General features: G+C 48.1%; 21 protein-coding genes. 14 read left to right on the forward strand and 7 right to left on the reverse strand.

Annotation, left to right across the window (positions count from 1 at the left end):
- The first annotated feature begins 292 nt into the window (after positions 1-292).
- The 3 genes from DHL47_RS08385 (at position 293) to DHL47_RS08395 (ending at position 3,125) form a co-directional block, all read left to right on the forward strand.
- Positions 293-841: a carboxymuconolactone decarboxylase family protein gene (locus tag DHL47_RS08385; protein ID WP_209551549.1), complete on the forward strand. Its 549-nt coding sequence runs from the start codon at positions 293-295 to the stop codon at positions 839-841.
- A 15-nt stretch (positions 842-856) separates the two neighbouring features.
- Complete coding sequence (locus tag DHL47_RS08390) at positions 857-1,921, forward strand: acyl-CoA dehydrogenase family protein (RefSeq protein WP_128835416.1); 1,065 nt, start codon at positions 857-859, stop codon at positions 1,919-1,921.
- Between the two features lie 289 nt (positions 1,922-2,210).
- A complete protein-coding gene (locus DHL47_RS08395) occupies positions 2,211-3,125 on the forward strand; it encodes a TDT family transporter (protein ID WP_209551550.1) in 915 nt (304 codons plus the stop codon).
- Between the two features lie 38 nt (positions 3,126-3,163).
- Here the strand turns inward: DHL47_RS08395 and serS are convergent, their stop codons facing one another.
- From serS to DHL47_RS08430, 7 genes are all read right to left on the reverse strand, one after another.
- Positions 3,164-4,441, reverse strand: a complete 1,278-nt coding sequence (gene serS, locus DHL47_RS08400) for a serine--tRNA ligase (RefSeq protein ID WP_209551551.1) — start codon at positions 4,439-4,441, stop codon at positions 3,164-3,166.
- 208 nt (positions 4,442-4,649) lie between these two features.
- Positions 4,650-5,024 (reverse strand): DUF956 family protein, encoded by a 375-nt coding sequence (locus DHL47_RS08405; protein ID WP_209551552.1) that lies wholly within the window; start codon positions 5,022-5,024, stop codon positions 4,650-4,652.
- Between the two features lie 175 nt (positions 5,025-5,199).
- Complete coding sequence (locus DHL47_RS08410; RefSeq protein WP_128835424.1) at positions 5,200-6,141, reverse strand: PTS system mannose/fructose/sorbose family transporter subunit IID; 942 nt, start codon at positions 6,139-6,141, stop codon at positions 5,200-5,202.
- Between the two features lie 18 nt (positions 6,142-6,159).
- Positions 6,160-6,966, reverse strand: coding sequence for a PTS mannose/fructose/sorbose transporter subunit IIC (locus tag DHL47_RS08415; protein WP_128835426.1), 807 nt, complete (start codon positions 6,964-6,966; stop codon positions 6,160-6,162).
- 40 nt (positions 6,967-7,006) lie between these two features.
- Positions 7,007-8,002: a PTS sugar transporter subunit IIB gene (locus tag DHL47_RS08420; protein WP_128835428.1), complete on the reverse strand. Its 996-nt coding sequence runs from the start codon at positions 8,000-8,002 to the stop codon at positions 7,007-7,009.
- Positions 8,003-8,483: 481 nt separating this feature from the next.
- The gene (adhP, locus tag DHL47_RS08425; protein WP_209551553.1) at positions 8,484-9,503 is read right to left on the reverse strand and encodes an alcohol dehydrogenase AdhP; all 1,020 of its coding nucleotides are present in this window, start codon (positions 9,501-9,503) and stop codon (positions 8,484-8,486) included.
- Positions 9,504-9,953: 450 nt separating this feature from the next.
- Positions 9,954-10,766 carry a Cof-type HAD-IIB family hydrolase gene (locus DHL47_RS08430; RefSeq protein ID WP_209551554.1) on the reverse strand — a complete coding sequence of 271 codons (813 nt, stop codon included), beginning with the start codon at positions 10,764-10,766 and terminating at the stop codon, positions 9,954-9,956.
- Between the two features lie 124 nt (positions 10,767-10,890).
- Between DHL47_RS08430 and DHL47_RS08435 the strand changes: the two genes are divergently transcribed.
- The 11 genes from DHL47_RS08435 (at position 10,891) to DHL47_RS08485 (ending at position 22,970) form a co-directional block, all read left to right on the forward strand.
- Positions 10,891-11,493, forward strand: coding sequence for a DUF1361 domain-containing protein (locus DHL47_RS08435; protein WP_209551555.1), 603 nt, complete (start codon positions 10,891-10,893; stop codon positions 11,491-11,493).
- Positions 11,494-11,684: 191 nt separating this feature from the next.
- A complete protein-coding gene (locus DHL47_RS08440; protein WP_209551556.1) occupies positions 11,685-13,124 on the forward strand; it encodes an NCS2 family permease in 1,440 nt (479 codons plus the stop codon).
- 94 nt (positions 13,125-13,218) lie between these two features.
- Positions 13,219-13,665 carry a tRNA (adenosine(37)-N6)-threonylcarbamoyltransferase complex ATPase subunit type 1 TsaE gene (gene tsaE, locus DHL47_RS08445; RefSeq protein ID WP_128835441.1) on the forward strand — a complete coding sequence of 149 codons (447 nt, stop codon included), beginning with the start codon at positions 13,219-13,221 and terminating at the stop codon, positions 13,663-13,665.
- The gene (locus DHL47_RS08450) at positions 13,652-14,176 is read left to right on the forward strand and encodes a GNAT family N-acetyltransferase (protein WP_209551557.1); all 525 of its coding nucleotides are present in this window, start codon (positions 13,652-13,654) and stop codon (positions 14,174-14,176) included. Before tsaE ends, DHL47_RS08450 begins: the two co-directional genes overlap by 14 nt.
- 6 nt (positions 14,177-14,182) lie before the next feature.
- Entirely contained in the window at positions 14,183-15,391 is a 1,209-nt protein-coding gene (lytR, locus tag DHL47_RS08455; RefSeq protein ID WP_209551558.1) for a glycopolymer--peptidoglycan transferase LytR, read from the forward strand.
- A 563-nt stretch (positions 15,392-15,954) separates the two neighbouring features.
- A complete protein-coding gene (locus DHL47_RS08460; protein ID WP_209551559.1) occupies positions 15,955-17,094 on the forward strand; it encodes a M20 peptidase aminoacylase family protein in 1,140 nt (379 codons plus the stop codon).
- Between the two features lie 498 nt (positions 17,095-17,592).
- Entirely contained in the window at positions 17,593-18,423 is an 831-nt protein-coding gene (locus DHL47_RS08465) for an amino acid ABC transporter substrate-binding protein (protein ID WP_128835451.1), read from the forward strand.
- 130 nt (positions 18,424-18,553) lie between these two features.
- On the forward strand, positions 18,554-19,429 hold the full coding sequence (locus DHL47_RS08470) for a MetQ/NlpA family ABC transporter substrate-binding protein (protein ID WP_128835453.1): 876 nt from the start codon (positions 18,554-18,556) through the stop codon (positions 19,427-19,429).
- A 415-nt stretch (positions 19,430-19,844) separates the two neighbouring features.
- Complete coding sequence (locus DHL47_RS08475; protein WP_209551560.1) at positions 19,845-21,221, forward strand: M20/M25/M40 family metallo-hydrolase; 1,377 nt, start codon at positions 19,845-19,847, stop codon at positions 21,219-21,221.
- Complete coding sequence (locus tag DHL47_RS08480; protein ID WP_209551561.1) at positions 21,211-22,284, forward strand: methionine ABC transporter ATP-binding protein; 1,074 nt, start codon at positions 21,211-21,213, stop codon at positions 22,282-22,284. Before DHL47_RS08475 ends, DHL47_RS08480 begins: the two co-directional genes overlap by 11 nt.
- Positions 22,278-22,970 (forward strand): methionine ABC transporter permease, encoded by a 693-nt coding sequence (locus tag DHL47_RS08485; protein ID WP_128835457.1) that lies wholly within the window; start codon positions 22,278-22,280, stop codon positions 22,968-22,970. Before DHL47_RS08480 ends, DHL47_RS08485 begins: the two co-directional genes overlap by 7 nt.
- Positions 22,971-23,014 lie beyond the last annotated feature (44 nt).

Raw genomic sequence — 23,014 nt, forward strand, 5'->3', positions numbered from 1 at the left:
CGAGGATGATTAGGAGCTTTTTGGAGTCTAAAAGACGAACAAAAAGTCCAATCAGCTACCGCGTCAAGAGTTTTTTACCAAAACAAAGCGAGACTGAAGAACTTTTGTCTCAGCCTCAGCCTAAAAGCAGGAAAGCGAGGGAAGGTCATAGGGATGAAACAGAAGGCTTATAATATTTTAGTTTGATAATAAGGGTTAAATTCTATTTATCAAGCTGATATAAAATATATATTATACAAGTTTCTGCTCCTATGTTAAGATAAAACTTAAACAAAAGAAATGAGGAAATTTTATGCCAGAATTTACAATCCACACGATTGAGTCCGCACCAGCCGAGGTTAAGGAAGTTTTGGAAACAGTCCAAAAAGACAACGGCGGCTTTATTCCAAACTTAATCGGTCTCTTGGCCAATGCGCCGACGGCTTTGGAAACCTACCGCACAGTGGGAGCCATCAACCGCCGCAACAGCCTGACACCGACTGAGCGGGAAGTGGTGCAGATTACGGCTGCTGTAACCAACGGCTGTGCTTTCTGTGTGGCTGGTCATACTGCTTTCTCGATTAAGCAGATTCAGATGAATGATGATCTTCTGGAAGCCCTCCGCAACCGGACACCTATTGATTCTGAGCCAAAACTGGATACTCTTGCAAAATTTACCATTGCAGTTATGAATACCAAGGGGCGGGTCGGTGAGGAAGCCTTTGCGGACTTTTTGGAAGCAGGCTATACTCACGAAAATGCTTTGGATGTCGTTTTGGGTGTCAGTCTGGCAACCCTCTGCAATTATGCCAATAATCTGGCCAATACACCGATTAATCCAGAGCTGCAGCCGTATGCTTAAGTCAAGGAGGTCCCAATGACATTTTTTTCAGAAGAATTTATCACTTGGTTGGATGAGCATGCAGACCAAATTGATAAGGAATCCTGTCAGGCAGCTGACCAGCTGGTCGAACGGATTGCTGCCGAAGGAGCTTATCGCGTCGGTGTTCCTGAGGAACTGGGAGGCAGCGGCGGCAATGATGCCGACGTCATCGAAGTCCTCAAGGAACTGGCCCGGCATTCTCTGACTGCTTCTTTCATTTCTTGGGGGCAGAGAACCTTTATTGACAATATTATCAAAAGTGACAATCCTTATTTTAGAGAGCATTATCTGGAAGGGCTCCTGTCCGGTGAATATGCCGGCGCTACTGGTCTTTCCAATGCAGTCAAATTCCTGTCTGACCTGGAGGAGCTGAATGTCAGTATTGTGGAAGAAGAGGGGCAGCTCTATCTGCAAGGGCGTTTGCCTTGGGTAACCAATGCTCGCTCTGACCGTTTTATCAGTGTTTTTGCTGCTGATTTCGAGAAGGGCGGCCGCAAGCCGTTGGTCATTGCTGTGCCTTCTGATGCAGAAAACTTCTCTCGCTCAGCAGATTTGGAATTTGTTTCCCTGCAGGGCGGCAATACGGCTTCTCTGACGTTTAACCGCGTCCCTCTGAAAGAGGAATGGGTTCTGGCTCAGGATGCTCAGGCCTTTCTGGCCCAAAATCGGCCGGCCTTTCTGGGCTATCAGTTTGGCTTGGCCCTTGGTTTGGCGGAGCGTTCGCTGGCTGAGGTAGAAGCCAATCTCTCCGTCCGCTCTGTTTTAAGAGAAGAGTGGGAGGAGCAGCTGGATGCCCTGACTGCTATTCAGGAAGCCCTTTATAGCGGATTGTTGAAGGAGGGCTATTTTGTCCAGCATCCCCGGGAACTCTTTCAACTACGGATTGATATTGTGGATGTAGTGGCCCAAAGTCTGCTTTTAGAATTACAGGCTGGCGGCGGCCGCGGTTATTTCAGCAATTCCACATCCGGCTTTATCCGTCGGTGGAATGAAGGAGCCTTTCTGCCGATTGTCTCGCCCAGTGCGGTGCAGCTGCGGCATATTTTAGAAGTTTCTTAAAGGAAGGAACATGCTGCTAGAAAATGAGCGAGACTGATTGTAGCTGTCAGCTCGTTCATTTTTGCTCTTCCAGCTCATTTCGTACTCTTTGAAAATCGAAGATGACACTTCTTTACGGAAGACCCATCCGCCGGAGTCTTATACGGTATCTTCCCAAAGGTACATCCCTCTGTGGGTGAGGGCGCAGCCATCATGGGAGTCTGTCCCACCGCCTATCTGCATCGGGTTTGCCTTGTCATCTTCGGTTTTCTTTGAGTATCATTGCCAAAAGACTATAAGGAGTGTATCTGTGAAGCTAAGTCGTCCGCCTCTGCTCTTATCTGGTCTGATTTTGGGGCTTTTTGGCTTGGCCAATCTTTTATCAGCCTATCATTCTTTCTTTTTTCATTTTTTTAACGGTTTGGCTCTCTTGCTCTGGCTTTATCTGACAGCTGCTTTTTTGCTCTTTAGGCAATCATATTGGCTGGACCTGCAAAAGCCGCCGCTCTGTTCCAGTTTTGCCACCTATCCTATGGCCAGTATGCTGCTGGCTTCCTATCTGAGCAAGCTGGGCTGGGTGCGGATAAGTCAGCTGCTGTGGTATGCGGCCTTGCTGCTGCACCTGTGGCTGATTGTTTTTTTCACTTGGCGGTATCTGGTCAGGGCTAAACAGTGGTCAGTTACGCCCAGCTGGACGGTTCTCTATGTAGGGCTTGCTATGGTCGGTCTGACCAATGGAGTTGTCCAGCAGCCGATGCTAGGCTGCCTGTCGATTGTTTTTGGCCTGCTAACGAGCCTCTTGCTGTATCCCTTGATCTTTTGCACTTTGAGAAAGACCGGTCTGCCGGACGCTCTCAAGCCGCAGTGGGCCATCTACTGTGCACCTTTCTCGCTTCTCTTGGGAAGCTGCATCCGCTTAGCGGGTGCTGACGCGAAGGGCTGGTTTGTCGTCTTGCTGCTTTTTCTCTCGCAGGCTTTTTACCTGCTGGTCCTTTTTCTCCTGCCTAAAATCTTTCGTTTGGGCTTTCAGCCTTCCTGTTCAGCTCTAACCTTCCCTTTGGTTAATACAGCCTTTTCCCTGAAACTGGGGATTGACTTTCTGCAATGGAAAAGCCTGGTTTGGCTCAGTCATCTGGAAGCCGCCTTGGCATGCGCTGTGCTAGTTTTTGTTTGCTGGGGGTACATTGGCCTTTTATTCCTAGAAAAAGACGGGACATCGTTCTAAATATAGACAAAAATCCGAGCGGACTCGGATTTTTTATCTTATAGAGGCTGAATGATTTCCAGTCCGCCCATGTAAGGACGGAGGACCTCAGGAACGGTCACGGAGCCGTCTTCATTTTGGTAATTTTCCAAGATAGCAGCTACTGTGCGTCCGACAGCCAGTCCAGAACCGTTGAGGGTATGGAGAAGTTTGACCTTGCCGTCTGCTTCATCGCGGTAGCGGATTTGCGCCCGGCGGGCTTGGAAATCTTCTGTATTAGAGCAGCTGGAAATTTCACGATAGGTATTCTGAGCGGGGATCCAGACTTCCAAGTCGTAGGTCTTGGCAGCAGAGAAGCCCATGTCTCCTGTGGAGAGAGCAACCACGCGGTAAGGCAGATTCAGCTTTTGCAGGATATTTTCCGCATTGGCTGTCATCTTTTCCAGCTCTTCATAGGATTCTTCCGGCTTGGCAAACTTGACCATCTCCACCTTATGGAATTGGTGCAGGCGAATCAGCCCGCGGGTGTCACGGCCGGCAGAGCCAGCCTCAGAGCGGAAAGAAGGGCTCATGGCAGTGAAATAGATAGGCAGGTCCTTACCGTCCAAAATCTCATCGCGGTAGTAGTTGGTCAGGGGAACCTCAGCTGTCGGGATGAGCACAAAGTTGGTATCAGTCAGCTCAAAGGTGTCTTCCTTGAACTTAGGATATTGACCAGTCCCAAACATAGAGTCATGGTTGACCATGTAGGGCGTGATGACTTCTGTATAGCCTTCTTTGCCATGCTCGTCCAGCATGAAGTTGTAGATGGCGCGTTCCAGTCGTGCGCCCAAGCCCTTATAAAAGAGGAAACGGGCCCCGGTGACTTTTGCCCCGCGTTCCCAGTCTAAGATGTTCAAATCCTCACCTAAATCCCAGTGAGCTTTAGCTTCAAAGTCAAATTGGCGCGGTGTACCCCAGCGACGAACTTCAACATTGTCATCTTCATCCGCTCCGATTGGCACGCTGTCATGGGGAATGTTGGGCAGGGTGGTGGTGTAGTCGATCAGCTTGTCATCGATGGCCGCCAGCTCAGCATCCAGAGCCTTGACCTCGGCAGACAGCTTCTGCATGGCTGCAATCTTATCATCTGCATTTTCTTTGTTGCGTTTAGCTTGTGCAATTTCGGCGGAAACGGTATTGCGCTCAGCCTTGAGCGACTCAACCTTGACCAGCAGCTCACGGCGTTCTTCATCGAGTGCCTTCATTTGACCAAGCGTGGCTGCATCCACCCCGCGGCTGGCTAATTTTTCAGCGACAGCATCAAAGTCTGTCCGAATGCGTTTTAAATCTAACATAGTACCTCCAAAAGAAAAGCACGCCCATGAAAAGTGTTGGAGCGGCAGGGCCGCGGTTCCATCCAACTTCACAGGTGTGCGCTTGATTGATTATTCATTTTTATGCTAACGGTAGAATTTCCTATTTTCCCCCTATCTGCTCACAGCCGCCGCAGACTTTCTGAAAAGCGTCCAATAGTACTTATCCGTTGATACGATTATACAAAAATTATGACTTTTTTGCAAACAAATTTTTAAACTTTTTCCCGATAGTCTGGACTAGAGTCGGCAGCTTGATCACCTTGTCATTGCCGAGATGCTCCCGGGCAATTTTGAGGATTTTCCCTGAGTCCTTGGAGGCAAAGAGAAACTTGCCTTGGTCGGTAAAGATTTCAAAGTGGCGGCTGACCCGCCGGCCGGAGACATTGGCCCCAATCTGCTTGATGGCTGTCCATGGAATTTGAATGAATTGTTCTACATTGACATCGGGATAAAATTCAATTGCTTCATCTCCGATTAAAAATTTCCCCACTTTTCCGCCAATGGCCATGTAGGAAACGCCTGTAGTTTGAAATTCAACTGATTTATTTAAAGACTGTGCCATAGCTGCTCCTTTATCATAAAAACTGTCTCTATTATACCACAATATAGTCTTTTAGTTTGCTTTTAGTACTAGGCAACGAGCCGCAGGCCGCACTGGGGTACGGCAAGGCGAGTTAAGGACGGAATAAAAGATAAACTAACTGACGATAAAAAGAAGGCCGAAACCTTCTTTTTGCTTACATAATACTGAAGTAGCTTGCAATGATACCGACTATAAAGAGTCCGATAATGATGGTGATTGGTGATACTTTCTTCTTTAGCAGCCACATACAGAAGAAGGTCAAAAGCAGTCCCATAAGACCAGGGATAAGGGAATTCAGCTGGCCTTGGAGGGTGTCAACTTGAATCTTATCAAAGCTCAGCCCTTCCTGAACCTGACCGAGGATGGTTTTTAATTGTTCTCCATTGACAGCGCCTTTAGGCCATTTGATATAAGCACCTTCAGACAAAATCTTACCAGGAAGATTGACAGTGAAGACGATGGATACCCAGCGTTCGACCAATACGGCCAAGATAAACATACCGAGGATAGAAGCGCCTTTGGTGATGTCTTTCAGGATACCGCCGGACATGTCCTTGGTGATTTCTGAACCAGCACGATAACCAAGCTCTTGAGTATACCAGAGGAAGGCCATCCGGATCAGGTTCCAGCCAATGAAGAAGATGAGCGGACCTGCGATGTTACCAGATGCAGCCAAGGATGCACCGAGAGCTCCGAGGATAGGACGTACAGTGAACCAGAAGACAGGGTCACCGATACCGGCCAGAGGTCCCATCATCCCGATTTTCACCCCTTGGATAGCAGCGTCTTCAATCTCTGTACCATTGGCTTTTTCTTCTTCCAGGGCCAAGGTTACCCCCATGATAGGAGCTGCAACGTATGGGTGGGTATTGAAGAATTCCAAGTGGCGTTGAAGAGCGGCAGCTTGATCTTCTTTTTTAGTGTAGAGTTTTTTGATAGCTGGAATCAGGGAGTAAGCCCAGCCCAGGTTTTGCATCCGTTCATAGTTCCATGAACCTTGCAGGAATTGCGAGCGCCACCAAACCTTTTGACGGTCAGACTTGGTAAGAGCTACTTTTCCTGATTCTTCAGGTTTTACAGTATTCAATTCTGTCATGATAGTCTAGCTCCTTTCCTAGTAATCTTCTAAGATATCGCCAATTGGGTCGCCTGAACCTGAAGAGGTTCCGCCGCCATTACCGCCGCCTTGTTTAGAGAGGTTGAGGTAGATGAAGGCAAGAGCAACACCAATCGCACCAAGGGCGATCAGGGTCAGTTCGCTGACAGCTGCCAGAGCAAAACCGATGGCGAAGAATGGCCAAACTTCACGGGTTGCCATCATATTGATAACCATAGCATAACCAACGGCTACGACCATACCGCCGCCGACAACCATACCGTGGTTGAGCCAGTCTGGCATCATGCTAAGAGCGCCTTGGACTGATTTGGCAGGGATAGCCAGCAGGAGAGCAGCAGGAACCGCGATACGCAGTCCTTGGAGAAGGAGGGCAAAATAGTGAGCGCGCTCCACACCTGCAATGTTGCCGTGTTCGGCGGCCTTATCAGCAGTGTGAACCAGCGCAACAGAAGCAGTACGCACCAGCATGGTCAGGAAGAGGCCGGCAACGGCAAGGGGAATAGCTGTCGCAGTCGCAACACCGATACCTTCTTGAGAGAAGTTTCCGCCCTTAACCATAATGATGGCAGCGGCTACAGAAGCGAGAGCAGCATCGGGAGCAACGGCTGCACCGATGTTGGCCCAGGCGAGGGCAATCATTTGCAGGGAACCACCAAGCATAACGCCTGCAGTGAGATTACCAGTTGCTGCACCGATCAGAGTACAAGCAACGAGCGGTTGGTGGAATTGGAATTGGTCGAGGATACCTTCAAGACCAGCAAGGAAGGCAACAATTACGACCAAGATAGCAGAAATAATTGACATATTCTAAATCCTTTCATAAAGTCTAAGCAGAAGGAGCAGATTATTGCACATCGGCTTTTTTAATCAGCTCGAACAAATCTTTCTTAGAATCATTTGGTACCTTGCGGACGTCAAATGAAACGCCCAGATCACGCAGCTTTTCAAAGGCAGCAACGTCATCTTTATCCATTGATAATACGTTGTTCACCATTGTTTTTCCAGTTGAGTGAGCCATGGAGCCGACGTTCAGCTCCTTGATCTCAACACCGCCTTCAACAGCCCGAAGGGCGTCTTGGACGGTTTCAAACAAGATCAGTGCATGCGTATTGCCAAAGCGGGGGTCCTTAGAAGCATCAATCAGTTTTTGAATAGGGACAACGTTGGCTTTGACACCGTTAGGTGCCGCTTGTTTGATCAATTCTTTACGCAATTCATCCTTTGCAACATCATCTGATGCAACGATGATACGGTCTGCTTTCGATGCAGGAGTCCAGTTGGTAGCAACCTGACCGTGCAGGAGTCGTGTGTCCAAGCGAGCCAAGTTGATTTTAAGTTTGCCGTCACCGATGACCGTTCCTTCTGGAATAGCAGCCTGAGGCGCGGCTTCTGGAGCAGGAGCACTTGCAGCTGATTCTTCAGCAGGGTTGAGCTCTTCCGGAAGAGCTTTGACGCCTTCCTTGGCTTCTTTGATGATATTGGCAACGACAGCATCGACGCCGGCATTCGCATCCATCATCCTTTCTGTATAGGCCTGAATCAGCATGGGCAGATTCAAACCAGTGATAATGGCGAACTTGCGGTCAGGATTTTCTCCCATGACACGGCTGGCCTGATTAAACGGAGAACCGCTCCAAAGGTCAGCCAAGACCAATACCTCATCGTCCGCGTCAAACGAAGCCACAGCGTCATTGAATTTGGCATATAAATCATCCGGTCCTTCATGGGGCATGAAAGTCACAACTTGAACTTTTTCCTGCTCGCCGAAAATCATGGAACCTGACTGATGAATACCAGCGGCAAATTCACCATGGCTAGCAATAATGATTCCGATACTCATTATTGTTTTTCCTCCTTATAAAATGTTTGACTCAAGTTTTAAGAAAACTTTAAGGCAAGTTTATTATAAAACGTTTTCATGAAAAATGCAAGCGATTTTATCAAATTCTTTCAAAATGAGCTGGCTGAGGCAAGATACTGAAAAATCATGGTTTGCCAAAAAGCTGTTTGCAGAATTCTTTGGCCCAGCCACCCAAAAAACGAAATTTAGATGATTAACATATGAAAGAAAATGAAACAATTTGAAAGAAACGCCTGAGGTATGAAATAGAGGCATTTGTTTGAAAAAATGTTCGTTTGCAGTCTGGCAGATCTGTTCGGAAAATTTCTCTTTCCCCGTCACACTTGCTTCAAGCTTTTTGAAAGATTAGCGGTATTTCTGCAAATTTTTCCTGGATTGACGGGAACAGGCCCCCAGATTTTCATGAATAGAGATTTTAAAAAATTCCCAAGCTTTCGTCCAGCTTGGGAATGCGGTCTGCTTAGTTCGTGAAGTCCAGTACCATCCGGCCCTGAATGGTACCGGCCTGCATTTCATCAAAGACTTGAACAGCATCTGCAAGAGGGCGTTTTTGGACCACTGGAACGACCAGGCCTTCAGCGCCGAACTGAAAGGCTTCTTCCAAGTCTTTCCGAGTACCCACAAGGGAGCCGATGACCTGAATGCCGTCCAGAACGGTTTTGACGATGCTGAGGTCCATCATTTCGGACGGCAGACCGACTGCCACCACACGGCCTCCAGCCCGGACAGAGTCTACAGCCTGGTTAAAGGCAACCTTGGAGACAGCGGTGACCACGGCAGAATGCGCACCGCCTGTCTTTTCCTGAATCAGTCCCGGCACATCCGCAATTTCCTTGCCGTTGATGATTATATCGGCACCGACTTCCTTGGCCAAAGCCAATTTGTCAGGATTGATATCTACCGCAACAACATGGGCATTGAAAACTTTCTTGGCATACTGTACAGCCAGATTGCCCAGTCCGCCGGCTCCGTAAATAACAATCCACTGACCGGGCTGCAGCTGTGCTTCTTTAATGGCTTTGTAGGTTGTGACACCGGCGCAGGTAATGGAGGAAGCCTGAGCTGGATCCAGTCCATCCGGTACCTTGACTGCATAGTCCGCCCTTACGATACACTGCTCCGCCATACCGCCGTCAACGGAATAACCGGCATTTTTAACAGAGCGGCAGAGAGTCTCACGGCCAGTGGTGCAGTATTCACAGCAGCCGCAGCCTTCGAAGAACCAAGCGACACTGACGCGATCGCCAATCTTGAGGTTGGTGACACCTGCTGCGATTTCTTTGACAATGCCGATGCCTTCGTGTCCCAGAACACGGCCCGGAACCTTTCCGAAGTCGCCGTGAGCAACATGCAGGTCTGTATGGCAGACTCCGCAGTATTCGATTTCAACCAGCGCTTCGCCGGTTTGGAGCGGCCGGAGTTCCTTATTTTCAGTAATTTCGACTCCGTTTCCTTGAGCATTTACAACAACTGCTTTCATGATGAGTTTCCTCCTGTTGTACTAAATATGATTATGTTAATTATATCACAAAGTCAAACAAAGAGCAAACGCTTACAGAAACTCTTTGAAAAGATGCTTAACTGGTTTTCTATCCGGAGCCATAGGACGCAGGGACAGACTCCCATGATGGCTGTGTCCTCACCCACAGAGGGATGCATCTTTTGGAAGATACTGTATAAAAAAGGCTTCAACTCATGAAAAAGGCATAAGGTGAGGAAAACAGAGTTTTCCTCAATGTAGGAGCTTTTTGGAGTCTAAAAGCTATCCGTAACCTCAAAGCAGTGCTTTTGTTTGTTCCTCTTAGAAGCTTTATCTATAACCACAAAACCTCCACTGGAGCTTTTGAGCAATCAGCTGCCGCGTCAAGAGTTTTTTACCAGAACAAAGCGAGACTGGAACGCTTTTGTTCCAGTCTCCAAAGTGTCTGATTTATAAAAATAATTTATTTAATTCATGGGCCACACCATCTTGGTCGTTGGTAAAATCCAGCTGTCTGTCGGCATAGGGCAGCAGATCAGTGCTGGCGTTTTTCATAGCATAGCCGGTGCCGGCAAAGGACAGCATTTCAGTATCATTATGCTCATCGCCAAAGGCAATCAGATGCTGGCGGTCTACATTAAGGAGGTTGAGCAGATACTGGAGAGCAAAGGCTTTATTGACACCTTTGGGGGCACATTCCAGAATATTCAGCGGACCGCCCCAGGTATTGATTGACAGCTCATGCTGGTAAAAGGCATTCATTTCCTCGGCTAGGGCATATTTGTCATTGGCCCGGGTCTGCAGGAGGATAGCATTGGGATTTTCGGTGACCAGATGCGACTGAAACTGATTTTCCGGCTTGAAATTTTCAATGCCAAAGAGTTTGGGGTCGGCAATTTTTTCGTTGGGGTCGGTGATATAGAATTTATTGCGGTATTCGCCTGCGATAAAATCGGCCTCGATTTCTTCTTTGCGCTCTACCATGTCTAAAAGGAAAGATTTATCCAGAGTCAGAGACTGTTCGTGCGGCCATTTTTTTTCAGGCAGATGGGTCAGAGCGCCATTGAAATTGATCATGGGGGTATTGAGCTCCAGCTCCTTGTAAAACTTCAGAGCCATGCGGTAGGGCCTGCCGGTGGTAATGACAACCTTATGGCCTTTGGCTGATATTCTTTTGATGGTTTCTTTGGTGAAATCTGACAGCTGGCTGTTAGAGTCCAGCAAGGTTCCGTCCAAATCCACGGCAATTACTTTTTTAGTCATGTTCATCTCTTTCCAAGTGATAATACAGACTATTATAACAGAAATAGGCCTAAATAACACGACTTATGTTATAATGAAGCTTCAGTCAGCCAAAGAGCTGTGTCAGATGAAGGAGGTTTTTCCCATGCGCAAGCCGCTGTTGATTCATGCTTTTTTTCTGTTCATTTCATTTTTTATCTATTTCCAGTCTTCAAACGGCGGTCCGACCTATCTTATCTGGAATATGACTCTGGCCCTAATTGCTTATGATTCGGCAGTTTTGACTCTTTTATTTAAAAAACAGAGGTGGCTCTATCCTCTTTTCCTCATCGTCTGGCTGGGATTTTTCCCCAACACCTTCTATATGATAACGGATTTGGTCCATATGACTTGGGCGGCAGATGTTTTATCTCAGCCCAACGTTCTGTTACTCTTTTTTGCCTTTGTTTTCAGCATTTTCTTTGCTGTGTTCTGCGGCCTGGAGAGCTGGACTCTGGTCAAGGGGCGCTGGCAGCTGAGCTGGTATCTGGAGCTGCTGCTGACGGCCGGCCTGTCTTTCATCTCTGGTCTGGCAATTTATATCGGCCGCTATGATCGGCTCAATACTTGGGATTTGCTCGCTCAGCCCCAGCTGGTTCTGCAAAAGCTCTGGTCTGCTCTGCAGCAGGAGCGGCTGCCTTTTGTAGCTGGTTTTGCTCTTCTGCAATTCATGTGTTTGGTATTTTCAGCCAAAGAAAATAAAAAATAAGAAAAAAGAAAACATTTATCTTGAAAAAGTGAATGTTTTTTATTATAATCATATTATCGTTCGTAAATAGCGACGTGCAGCTTATAAATGAAGTTAAACAGAACTTGAACAGTTTTTGGGCAAGTTTGCTGTTTTTTTGTTTTCGAGTCTTGAAACACTCAGATCTTTTCAGCAAGGAGATTATTTCAATCATGGATAAACTTTTTAAACTGCAGGAGAATGGTACGACTGTCCGTACAGAAATTCTTGCCGGCCTGACGACTTTCTTTGCCATGAGCTACATTCTTTTTGTCAATCCTGAAATGCTCAGTCAGACAGGAATGCCAGCTCAGGGAGTCTTTCTGGCTACGATTATCGGGACGGTGGCCGGAACACTGATGATGGCTTTTTATGCCAATATCCCCTATGCACAGGCTCCCGGCATGGGGCTGAATGCCTTCTTTACTTATACTGTCGTCTTCGCTTTGGGCTATACCTGGCAGGAAGCGCTGGCCATGGTCTTTCTCTGCGGTCTGATCAGTATCATTGTGACTTTGAGCAGCATCCGCAAGACGATTATCCGGGCCATTCCAGATGCCCTGCAGCACGCTATCTCAGGCGGGATTGGTATTTTTTTGGCCTATATTGGGATTAAAAAAGCCGGTCTTCTGCAATTTTCCATTGACCCGGGAACCTATACGGCAGCAGGAGAAGGGGCAGACAAGGGGCAGGCGGCTCTTACGGCCAATGGTATGGCTACGCCTGCTTTGGTTGATTTTGACAATCCGGCTGTGCTGGTGGCTCTCTTTGGCATCTTTTTGACCATTGTGTTGGTTCTGAAGAAGGTCAGAGGCGGTATTGTCCTTTCTATTGCAGCCACAACGATTGTGGCTATTCTGAGCGGAGTGGTCAATCTGGGCAGCATCAATTTTGCTTCAAACAATCTGGGCGCAGCTTTTAAGGATTTAGGCACTATTTTTGGTGCATCCTTGGGAAAGGACGGCCTGGTGTCACTGTTTTCTAAGCCTGAGCGGATCCCAGAGGTCTTGATGGCTGTCTTGGCTTTCTCCATTACGGATGTCTTTGATAATATCGGGACTCTGATCAGTACAGGCCGCAAGGCGGGAATCTTTAATGTGGCAGATGAGGAAGCGGCGCGTGATTCATCCGGCTTGCAGACCAAGATGGATAAGGCTCTGTTTTCAGATATGGTCGGAACGACTGTCGGAGCCGTTGCCGGAACTTCCAATGTGACGACTTATGTAGAGTCAGCAGCCGGTATTGAAGCCGGCGGCCGGACCGGGCTGACCGCTCTGGTGGTAGCTCTGCTCTTTATCGTTGCCAGCTTCTTCAGTCCTTTGCTGGCGATTGTGCCGACAGTGGCAGTAGCCCCTATTCTGATTATTGTTGGCATCATGATGCTGTCCAGTATGACTGACATCAAATGGAATGACCTTTCAGAAGCAGTGCCGGCTTTCTTTACCTCTATCTTTATGGGCTTAACCTACAGCATCACCCACGGGATTGCAGCTGGCTTTATCATGTATGCCCTGGTCAAGGTCATCAAGGGCGAGGCCAAGGAAGTCCACCCGATGATCTGGGTGCTCAATGCCCTCAATATCCTCAACTTTATCAGTCTGGCCTTGGCCTGACAGGTATAAAAAGCTGGCTTTATCTGGCCGGTTTTTTTGTGGACAAAATGTGAAAAATGAAGCAGAAAATAAAAACTTTTGATATAATAGAAGAATGTTTAGTCATAATGAGCAAGAATTGATAGAGTGGGGGCGCCGTTTGGGTCTCCTACTGAAAGAACAGGATGTTCTGATTTTGACAGGTGATTTGGGTGCCGGAAAGACGACTTTTACCAAGGGGATTGCACGGGGATTGGCTATTGAACAAATGATTAAGAGTCCTACCTACACCATTGTCCGTGAATATGAAGGACGCCTGCCTCTCTATCATCTGGATGTTTACCGTATCGGTGAGGATCCAGACTCCATTGACTTAGACGACTTTCTCTTTGGTCAGGGGGTTACAGTGATAGAGTGGGGAGAGCTGCTGGCTTCCAGTCTGCCTGATGATTATCTGAAATTAAGCCTTCTGAAAAGGGAAGACGGACGGGAGTTAGTCTTTGAAGCCAAGGGTCGGCGGGCTCAGGAGCTGCTGGAGGAGCTGAAACATGGCTCAGTTTGATCTATCGCTGCGGGAAGCAGAAAGGGCGGATGCTGCTGATTTGATTGCTTTTCTCAATCAGGTCGGCTCTGAGTCGGACTATATGACTCTGGATGAGGCAGGGATCTTGATGAATGAAGCGGAAATGTCCTCTTTTATCGAGCGCCAGGCCGATTCAGCCAATCAGCTCTATCTCTTGGCGCTTCTCAATGATGACATTGCCGGCCTTGTCAGCATTACGGCTGATTTTCACGAGCGGATCCGGCATATCGGTCAGGTTTTTGTCGTAGTGAAAAAGGCTTTTTGGAATCAGGGGATGGGCCGGATACTGCTGGACGAGGCGGTTGCCTGGGCTCAGGAATCCGGCATTCTCAGACGGCTGGAGCTGACCGTTCAAGTCAGAAACGAGCGGGCTGTTCATCTTTATAAAGATTTAGGATTTGAAATTGAAGGGCTGCTAAAAAGAGGAGCCTATCTAAAAGAAGGGAAATTTCTTGACGTTTACCTCATGGGAAAGCTGATAGATAAATAAAGAAATATGTTAAAAAAAATTGTACTGATGTTTTTGACTCTTGTTGCCGTTACCACAGCAGGAATCGGTGCCTACGCCTGGACCATTTACCAGCAGTCAGCGGATACCCTGTCTAAGACCTACAAGGGTCTGGGCAATGAAACCGATGTTATCTCTGCGACCAAGCCGATGACGATTTTGCTGATGGGAGTGGACACCGGCAGCGGCTCGCGTGAGGATACCTGGGTCGGCAACAGCGACACCATGATTCTTCTGACGGTCAATCCTAAGACAAAGAAAACCGTCATGATGAGCTTGGAGCGCGATATTCTGACGCAGATTGATGAAAATGGTCAGACTGTGGAGGCTAAGCTCAATGCGGCCTATGCAACCGGCGGCGCGGAGCAGGCTATCTCAACCATTGAAGGGCTGATGAATATCCACATCGACCGCTATGTCATGATTAACATGCAGGGCTTGGTCCAGCTGGTAGATGCTGTCGGCGGTATTGAAGTCAACAATACCTTTGATTTCCCTATCTCTATCGAGGAAAACGAACCCGAATACACAGCGACCGTGGAACCAGGCAAGCAGACGATTAACGGCGATCAGGCACTGGTTTATGCCCGCATGCGCTATCAAGATCCGGAAGGCGACTACGGCCGGCAGAAACGCCAGCGGGAAGTCATCAAGAAAGTCGTTGAGAAGGTTCTCAGCCTCAACAGTGTCAGCCATTATCAAGCTATTCTGAAAGCTGTCAGTGACAATATGCAGACCAATATTGCTCTTGATTCGCAAAGTATCCCGCAGCTCTTGGGCTATCAGGATGCCTTTAAGAATATCCAATCCGAACAGCTGCGCGGAGAAGATGCCACTCTGGCAGATGGAGGGAGCTACCAGCTGGTGACCTCAGAGCACCTGCTTAAAATGCAGAACCTTATCCGCAAGGCATTGGGCAAGGAGACCGTTGACAGCCTCAAGACCAACGCTGTCCTTTATGAGGACATTATGGGCGGAACCAGTCTGCGAGATAGCAGCAGTGCCAGCTCTGCTGACAGCAGTACCGCAGACACTTATGGCGGCTACAGTCAGCCGGCTTATAATAACGGCTATGATACCTATTCTTACCCGAGCACAGATACCAGCGTGGGCACCGAGACTGCGCCGGTTTCTTCAACAGCAGCTGTCACTGATACTGCCACAGTTTCTTCGGCTGTGACAGGCGAAGATCAGTAAAAATCAGCCAAACTCCAGACAAGAGAGGGTCTATTCATCATCTGTTATGACAGTGAACAGATTCGCCCCAATACTTAATGAACATCATCAGCCAACCAGGCAGGAGCGGATATGATGGCAGCGAGGCTGTTCATCATGTCTGCTCCTGCCTGATTTGATTTCGCTCTTCTTTGAGCAGGAGTATCGCTCTAGCCTGTTTTTGCTTTCTTGTTCATTTTTGGGGGAAATTCTGTGAATTCTTTAAAAAGATATTTACCCTGCTGTTCAGGTGTGATAAAATAAAGAAAATTTATGTGAGGGAGAGACCATAAGTGCGCTTGACTGCTGATTTGGCAGCCTGCTCTTTTGTTTTCAGACCGGATTATAGGGTTTCTGGCAGCGAAAAGGGCTTGGCAAAAGCAGATCAGCCATGATTAAGCAGAGCTAAGTTTAAGGGAGGGGAGCAGCAAAATTCTGGACAGCGTTTCGCTCTTCTTTTTTGATAACTGTCGGAGCAGGGCCTGACAGCAGTTTTTGACTAAATACAGTCATCCGAGATTTATAAAGAGCAGAAGGAGTCAGCCATGAAAACATTCTATAATAAACTGATACAGACCCGTCACTATCTTCATCAGCATCCGGAGCTGTCCGGTCAGGAGTTCGAAACGACTGAATTTCTGCGCCGCTATCTGCAGGATTTGGATATTAAGATTTTGGATTCGGGTTTGGCCACTGGTCTGATTGCGGATATTGGCAGCGGCCGGCCGATTGTCGCACTGCGCGCTGATATTGATGCCCTGCCTATTTTGGAAAAGACCGGTCTGCCTTATGCCAGTCAGAATGCGGGAGTCATGCATGCCTGCGGCCATGATTTTCATCAGACCAGCCTGTTGGGGGCAGCAGAACTGCTCAAGGCCATGGAAGATGATTTACGGGGCACTGTCCGCCTGATTTTTCAGCCGGCGGAGGAGATTTCGCAGGGAGCCTCAGCCGTTCTGGCCACTGGACTTTTAGACGACGTCTCTGCCATTATTGGCTTTCACAATATGCCGCAGCTGTCTGCAGGTCAGCTGGCCCTTAAGCCGGGAGCGATGATGGCCGGTGTGGAAAAATTCAAGGTGACGGTCCGTGGTGTCAGCAGTCATGCAGCCAGACCGGATTTGGGAGTAGATACGGTGCTGGCGCTGACCAGCATGGTTCAGAATCTGCAGGTCTTGGTTTCCCGTACAGTCTCCCCTTTTGAGCCGGCGGTGCTGTCGGTGACCCATATCGAAGCCGGGGCGACTTGGAATGTGCTGCCTCAAAGCGGCTTTTTTGAGGGGACTATCCGCACTTTTAATCCGGACCTGCAGCAGCGCCTGAAGGCTGATTTTATACGGATTGTGGAAAATACGGCTGAGAATTTCGGAGCTCAGGCAGACATTGCTTGGGATTGGACCCCGCCAGTCACTTACAATGACCCTGACTTAGCGGAGCTGCTTTTTAAAAACTCGCAGGATTTTGCACAGCTTTTAGAGGCTGAGCCATCATCTGCTGGAGAGGATTTTGCCTTCTATCAGGAGCAGCTGCCGGGGGTTTTCGCTTTTATCGGCTCAAACGGAGCGGAGCATGCGCCGGATCTGCATCATGACAGCATGATTATTGACGATCAGGCCTTTAGAGTCTCTGTCCCCTATTATGTAGAAAGTGCCCGCTTTCTTCTTCAGCACTATCAGAAGCTGTAGCTGCCGCTTGCTTTTACATTTAATAGACTTGTTCGGAAACCGGATGCTGAGTCTCTTTGCCTTAAGCGGCCGGCACACAAGCAGACGGCTCCGTCCTGTCACTGCGAAAGGCGGCGGCACAGCCATCATGGGAGTCTTATACAGTATCTTCCCAAAGATACATCCCTCTGTGGGTGAGGGCACAGCCATCATGGGAGTCTGTCTCAGCCTCTTTGCCGCCCTAGGCCAATGAGACGCTTGATTGCCCATGGACCTTGCTCTTAGCCCTTGTTCTCTTTGATTTTCTTTGAGTATAAGCAATAACTATGAGAGTCTATAAAAAATAGATAATGGGCAAGCGGCCTTTCTTTTGGTATGATAGAACAACAGGTGCGTTGTGTCAGAGAGCAGACAGACTCTGATAAAGAAAAGCTATCACTTCCATAGAAAATATATAATAGGCAAACGGTCTATTATTTGCTATGATAGAGAAAGACTTTTTTAGGAGGAAACAAAAACGTGAATTTGAAAAAAACCTTTAAATACCTTGCTTTGACAGCAGTTGGAGTCCTTGCAGCAGGAGCATTGGCTGCCTGCTCTTCATCCAATAAAAAAAGCGACAGCGGGAAAACAACGGTAGAAGTTGGTACGGTAGGAACGACAAAACCGTTCTCCTACGAGGACAAGGAAGGCAGTCTGACCGGTTATGAGATTGAGGTTCTGCGTGAAATCTTTAAGGGTTCAGACAAGTATGAAGTCAAATTCAACAAAACGAAATGGGCTTCTATCTTTTCAGGTTTGGACAGTGACCGCTACCAAATCGGTGCCAACAATATCAGCTACTCGGAAGAACGGGCTGGTAAATATCTCTATACCAACCCTTATGCCAAGAATCCGACCGTTTTAGTGGTGCGCAAAGGCGTTGATATCAAGTCGCTGGATGACATTGGCGGCAAGTCAACTGAGGTTGTCCAAGGGACTTCGACAGCCCAGCAGCTGGAAGACTACAACAAGGAGCATACGGACAATCCGACAAAAATCAACTATACAGACGGAACCATTCAGCAAACCTTGGTGAACTTGAATGACGGCCGTACAGATTATAAGATTTTTGAGCGTATCACAGTAGACTCCATCATCAAAGAGCAAGGGCTGGAAAATCTAGAAGTGATTGAACTTCCAAGCGACCAGCAGCCTTATGTCTATCCGATTCTTGCCCAAGGTCAGGAAGACCTGCAGGAGTTTGTCAATAAGCGCATCAAGGAACTCTACGATGACGGTACGCTGGAAAAACTGTCCCAGGAGTTCTTCGGCGGTTCTTATCTGCCGGATGCGAAGGATATTAAGTAAAGGAAAGTGCGAACGGCTGAAAAAGGCGGCGAGAGGAAGCTGAACTGGCAGTCTTGCCTCCGAGGAATTCTATCTTTTCTGATCTTTTGATTCGAACGCAGCTACTAAATTTAAAACAAGGAGCAATCTCATGAAATTGAAAAAATGGTTTGGTGCAGCGGCTTTGCTGGCTGTTGCAGCATTTGGACTGGCGGCATGCGCCTCTTCATCTGCCAATAAGGAAGAAAGCAAAAAGCAAGATGACGGCACTGTTAAGGTTGGGGTGATGAGCCTCAGCGATACAGAGCAGGCACGCTGGGACAAGGTGCAGGAAATTCTGGACAAGGAAAATTCCGGCATCAAATTGGACTTTACTCAGTTCACAGACTATTCTCAGCCCAACCGGGCATTGGTTGACGGTGATGTGGATATCAATGCTTTCCAGCATTACAACTTTTTGGAAAACTGGAATAAGGAAAACAATGCGGACCTTGTAGCGGTCGCAGACACTTACATCGCCCCAATCCGCCTTTACTCAGGCACTGAAGACGGCAAAAATAAATACAGCAGCGTCAAAGACATTCCAGACAATGGAACCATTGCGGTGCCAAATGATGCCACCAATGAAAGCCGCGCCCTCTATCTCCTTGAGTCTGCTGGTTTGATTAAACTGGATGTTGAAGGAAATGAGCTGGCGACCGTTGCTAACATTAAGGAAAACAAAAAGAACCTGACGATTTCTGAATTGGATGCAGCTCAGACAGCGGCTTCCCTGACTTCTGTAGATGCAGCCGTTGTCAATAATACTTTTGTCCGCGAAGCCAAGCTGGACTACAAAAATGCACTCTTCAAGGAAGAAGCCAATGAAAATTCCAAACAATGGTACAACCTGATTGCAGCCAATAAGAATTGGAAAGAATCTGACAAGGCGGCAGCCATTGAGAAAATTATCAAGGCCTACCATACCGATGAAGTCAAGAAGGTCATCGAAGAATCATCTGACGGTATGGACCAGCCAGTCTGGTAAAGAATGAAGGCGTCCGGAATGAAACGGTCTGACGGACCTTTTCAGCCTCCGGCCTGCAAACAAAGGAGCGGGATACTGTTTTTTTGCAAATCATGAGTTTGCCGCCCGCTCCCTCTATAAACTGAAGATAAGAAGGGCGGAGATTCATTTCTCCAGCCCTTTATCTGCTGTTATCCTCTTTCTGTCTTTCATTCATCCGATTTTATCGTCATTTGATGTCTCTTTTATTGCTTTATTAGCTTCAGCCGTCCGGAAGAGCAATGAATGGACGGAGCCGTTTGCTTGCGGGCCGACCGCTTAAGGCGGGCTGACTCAACATACGGTTTCTGAATAAATTTAGTATAAAATCGTTTGAGTATTAGCCGGTCCTCTGCTGTGAACGGTCTATCGATACTGATAATATTGGGAGTTGCTTATGCCTTTCTCGACTGAGAATGAACAAATCAAAAAATTTGAAAACGACGAAGTGGCCCAGCACTATTTTGAAGTGCTGCGGACCCTGATTTCTAAAAAATCCATTTTTGCCCAGCAGATTGGTCTCAAGGAAGTGGCCGAGTATTTGGGGGAAATTTTTACAGCTGCCGGTGCCAAGGTAACGGTGGATGACAGTTATACAGCCCCTTTCGTAATGGCTGACTTTAAATCAGACAATCCCGATGCCAAGACTATTATTTTCTACAATCACTATGATACGGTGCCGGCTGATAATGATCAGCCCTGGACCAATGACCCCTTTACCCTGTCTGTCCACTACGGCGTCATGTACGGCCGCGGAGTGGACGATGACAAGGGGCACATCACGGCCCGGCTGACAGCTGTCCGTAAGTATATCCGTGAAAAGGGGAGTCTTCCGGTTCATATCATTTTTATTATAGAGGGAGCTGAGGAGTCTGCCTCTACCGATTTGGATCAGTATCTGACCAAATACAAGAAACATCTGCGGGGAGCAGACCTGCTGGTCTGGGAGCAAGGCACCCGCAATCATCTGGGCCAGCTGGAGATCTCCGGCGGCAACAAGGGGATTGTCACCTTTGACATGGCAGTCAAGAGTGCGGATGTGGATATTCATTCCAGCTATGGGGGCGTCATTGACTCAGCTTCCTGGTATTTGCTCAATGCCATTTCCAGTCTGCGCGGCCAGGACGGCCGTATCTTGGTGGAGGGGATTTATGAGCAGGTGCAGGAGCCTAATGAGCGGGAGCTGGCTCTGATGGAGCAGTATGCTCTGAAGACGCCGGAGGAACTGACCGATATTTACGGCCTGAAACTGCCTGTTTTGAAGGAGGATCGCAGGGAATTTCTGCGCCGCTTCTATTTCGAACCAACCATGAATATTGAGGGGTTTGGCTCAGGCTATCAAGGGCAGGGCGTCAAAACCATTCTGCCCGCAGAAGCGCAGGCCAAGCTGGAAGTCCGTTTGGTGCCGGGGCTGGAACCGCATGATGTCTTGGACAAGATCCAGCGGCAGCTGCAGAAAAACGGTTTTGATCAGGTAGAGCTGACCTATACCCTAGGTGAAATGAGTTACCGCAGCGATATGAGCGCTCCTTCCATTCTCAATGTTATCCAGCTGGCTAAGGACTTTTATCCAGAAGGTGTATCTGTCCTGCCGACGACGGCCGGTACGGGACCGATGCACACGGTTTTTAAGGCGCTTAAAGTTCCTATGGCAGCTTTTGGGCTGGGCAATGCCAACAGCCATGATCATGGCGGCGATGAAAACGTGAAAATTGCGGATTACTACACCCATATTGAATTAATCAAGGAGTTGATCAGAAGTTATGAGCAATGACATTATCAAATTAGAGCATATCGATGTAACCTTTCATCAGAAAAAACAGAAAATCAAGGCTGTTGAAGATGTGACCATTCATATTGAACGAGGCGATATTTACGGTATCGTGGGCTACTCTGGAGCAGGGAAATCAACGCTGGTGCGGGTGATCAACCTGCTTCAGGTCCCTTCTGCCGGTCAGATTACGGTTGATGAGACGGTTCTCTACGGCCAGGGAGCTGTTCAGCTCAGTGCAGCCCAGCTGCGGGAAAAACGCAAGGATATTGGGATGATTTTTCAGCATTTTAATCTCATGGCTCAGATGACTGCCAGAGAAAATGTGGCTTTTGCCCTCAAGCATTCCCCTCTGTCTGCTGCTGCCAAGGCGGAAAAAGTGCGCAAGCTTCTTGAGCTGGTCGGTCTGGAAGACCGGGCTGATAACTATCCGGCTCAGCTGTCCGGCGGTCAGAAGCAGCGGGTAGCGATTGCGCGGGCTCTGGCCAATGATCCCAAGATTCTTATTTCTGATGAAGCGACATCCGCTTTAGATCCGAAGACAACCAAGCAAATTCTGGCTCTCCTGCAGGATTTGAACCAAAAATTAGGTCTGACGATTGTGCTGATTACTCATGAAATGCAGATTGTCAAGGATATTGCCAACCGTGTGGCTGTCATGCAGAATGGCCGGCTGATTGAGGAAGGCTCTGTGCTGGAAATTTTCAGCAATCCGCAGAATGAACTGACTCAGGATTTTATCACAACAGCGACAGGCATCAACGAAGCCATGATGAAAATCAATCAGCAGAAGATTGTGAAAAATCTGCCGTCTGACTCTATTCTGGCCCACCTCAAATATACGGGTGCAGTGACGGATACAGCCGTTATCAATGATATTTACAAGCAGTATCAGATTTCGGCCAATATTCTTCATGCCAATATTGAAATTCTGGCTCATGTGCCGGTTGGAGAAATGGTGGTTATTTTATCTGGAGCAGCAGCCAGCCTTGAGGCTGCCCAGACCAGTCTGAAGGAAGCAGGAGTAGAGCTGAAAGTACTGAAAGAAGGGAGCAGCGAATGTTAGAATTAATCAAGACCTATCTGCCCAATGTTTATAGGATGGGCTGGGGGGGTCAGGCGGGCTGGGGAACAGCTATTTACCTGACCTTCTATATGACCATTATCCCCTTTTTGGTTGGCGGGTTTTTGGGCTTTATTGCTGGCTTGCTGCTGGTTTTGACCGGTCCCGGCGGTATTTTGGAAAATAGACCTGTCTTCTTTATTTTAGATAAGGTCACTTCCATCTTTCGGGCGATTCCTTTCATCATCCTGTTGGCTCTAATCAACCCCTTCACCCGCATGCTGGTAGGAACAGGGATTGGTCCGACAGCGGCTCTGGTTCCCCTGTCATTGGCGGTCTTTCCTTTCTTTGCCCGTCAGGTGCAGGTGGTTCTGTCGGAGTTGGATAAGGGAGTTATTGAGGCGGCTCAGGCCAGCGGCGCTACTTTCTGGGATATCGTCGGCGTTTACTTGCGGGAGGGACTGCCGGATCTGGTCCGTGTCACAACGGTGACCCTCATTTCTCTGGTCGGAGAAACGACCATGGCCGGAGCTATCGGAGCCGGCGGTCTGGGAAATGTTGCTCTGGCATACGGCTTCCAGCGTTATAACAACGATGTCACCGTTCTGGCGACTCTCTTGATTCTCTTTTTGATTTTCTTCATCCAGTTTGTCGGAGACAGCATCACCAGAAAAATCAGCCATAAATAAGAGGCTGTCCCACTGCCTGAAGGCCTCTGTGAACACAGGGGATA

This window comes from Streptococcus panodentis (assembly GCF_017884005.1).
Classification (GTDB): domain Bacteria; phylum Bacillota; class Bacilli; order Lactobacillales; family Streptococcaceae; genus Streptococcus; species Streptococcus panodentis.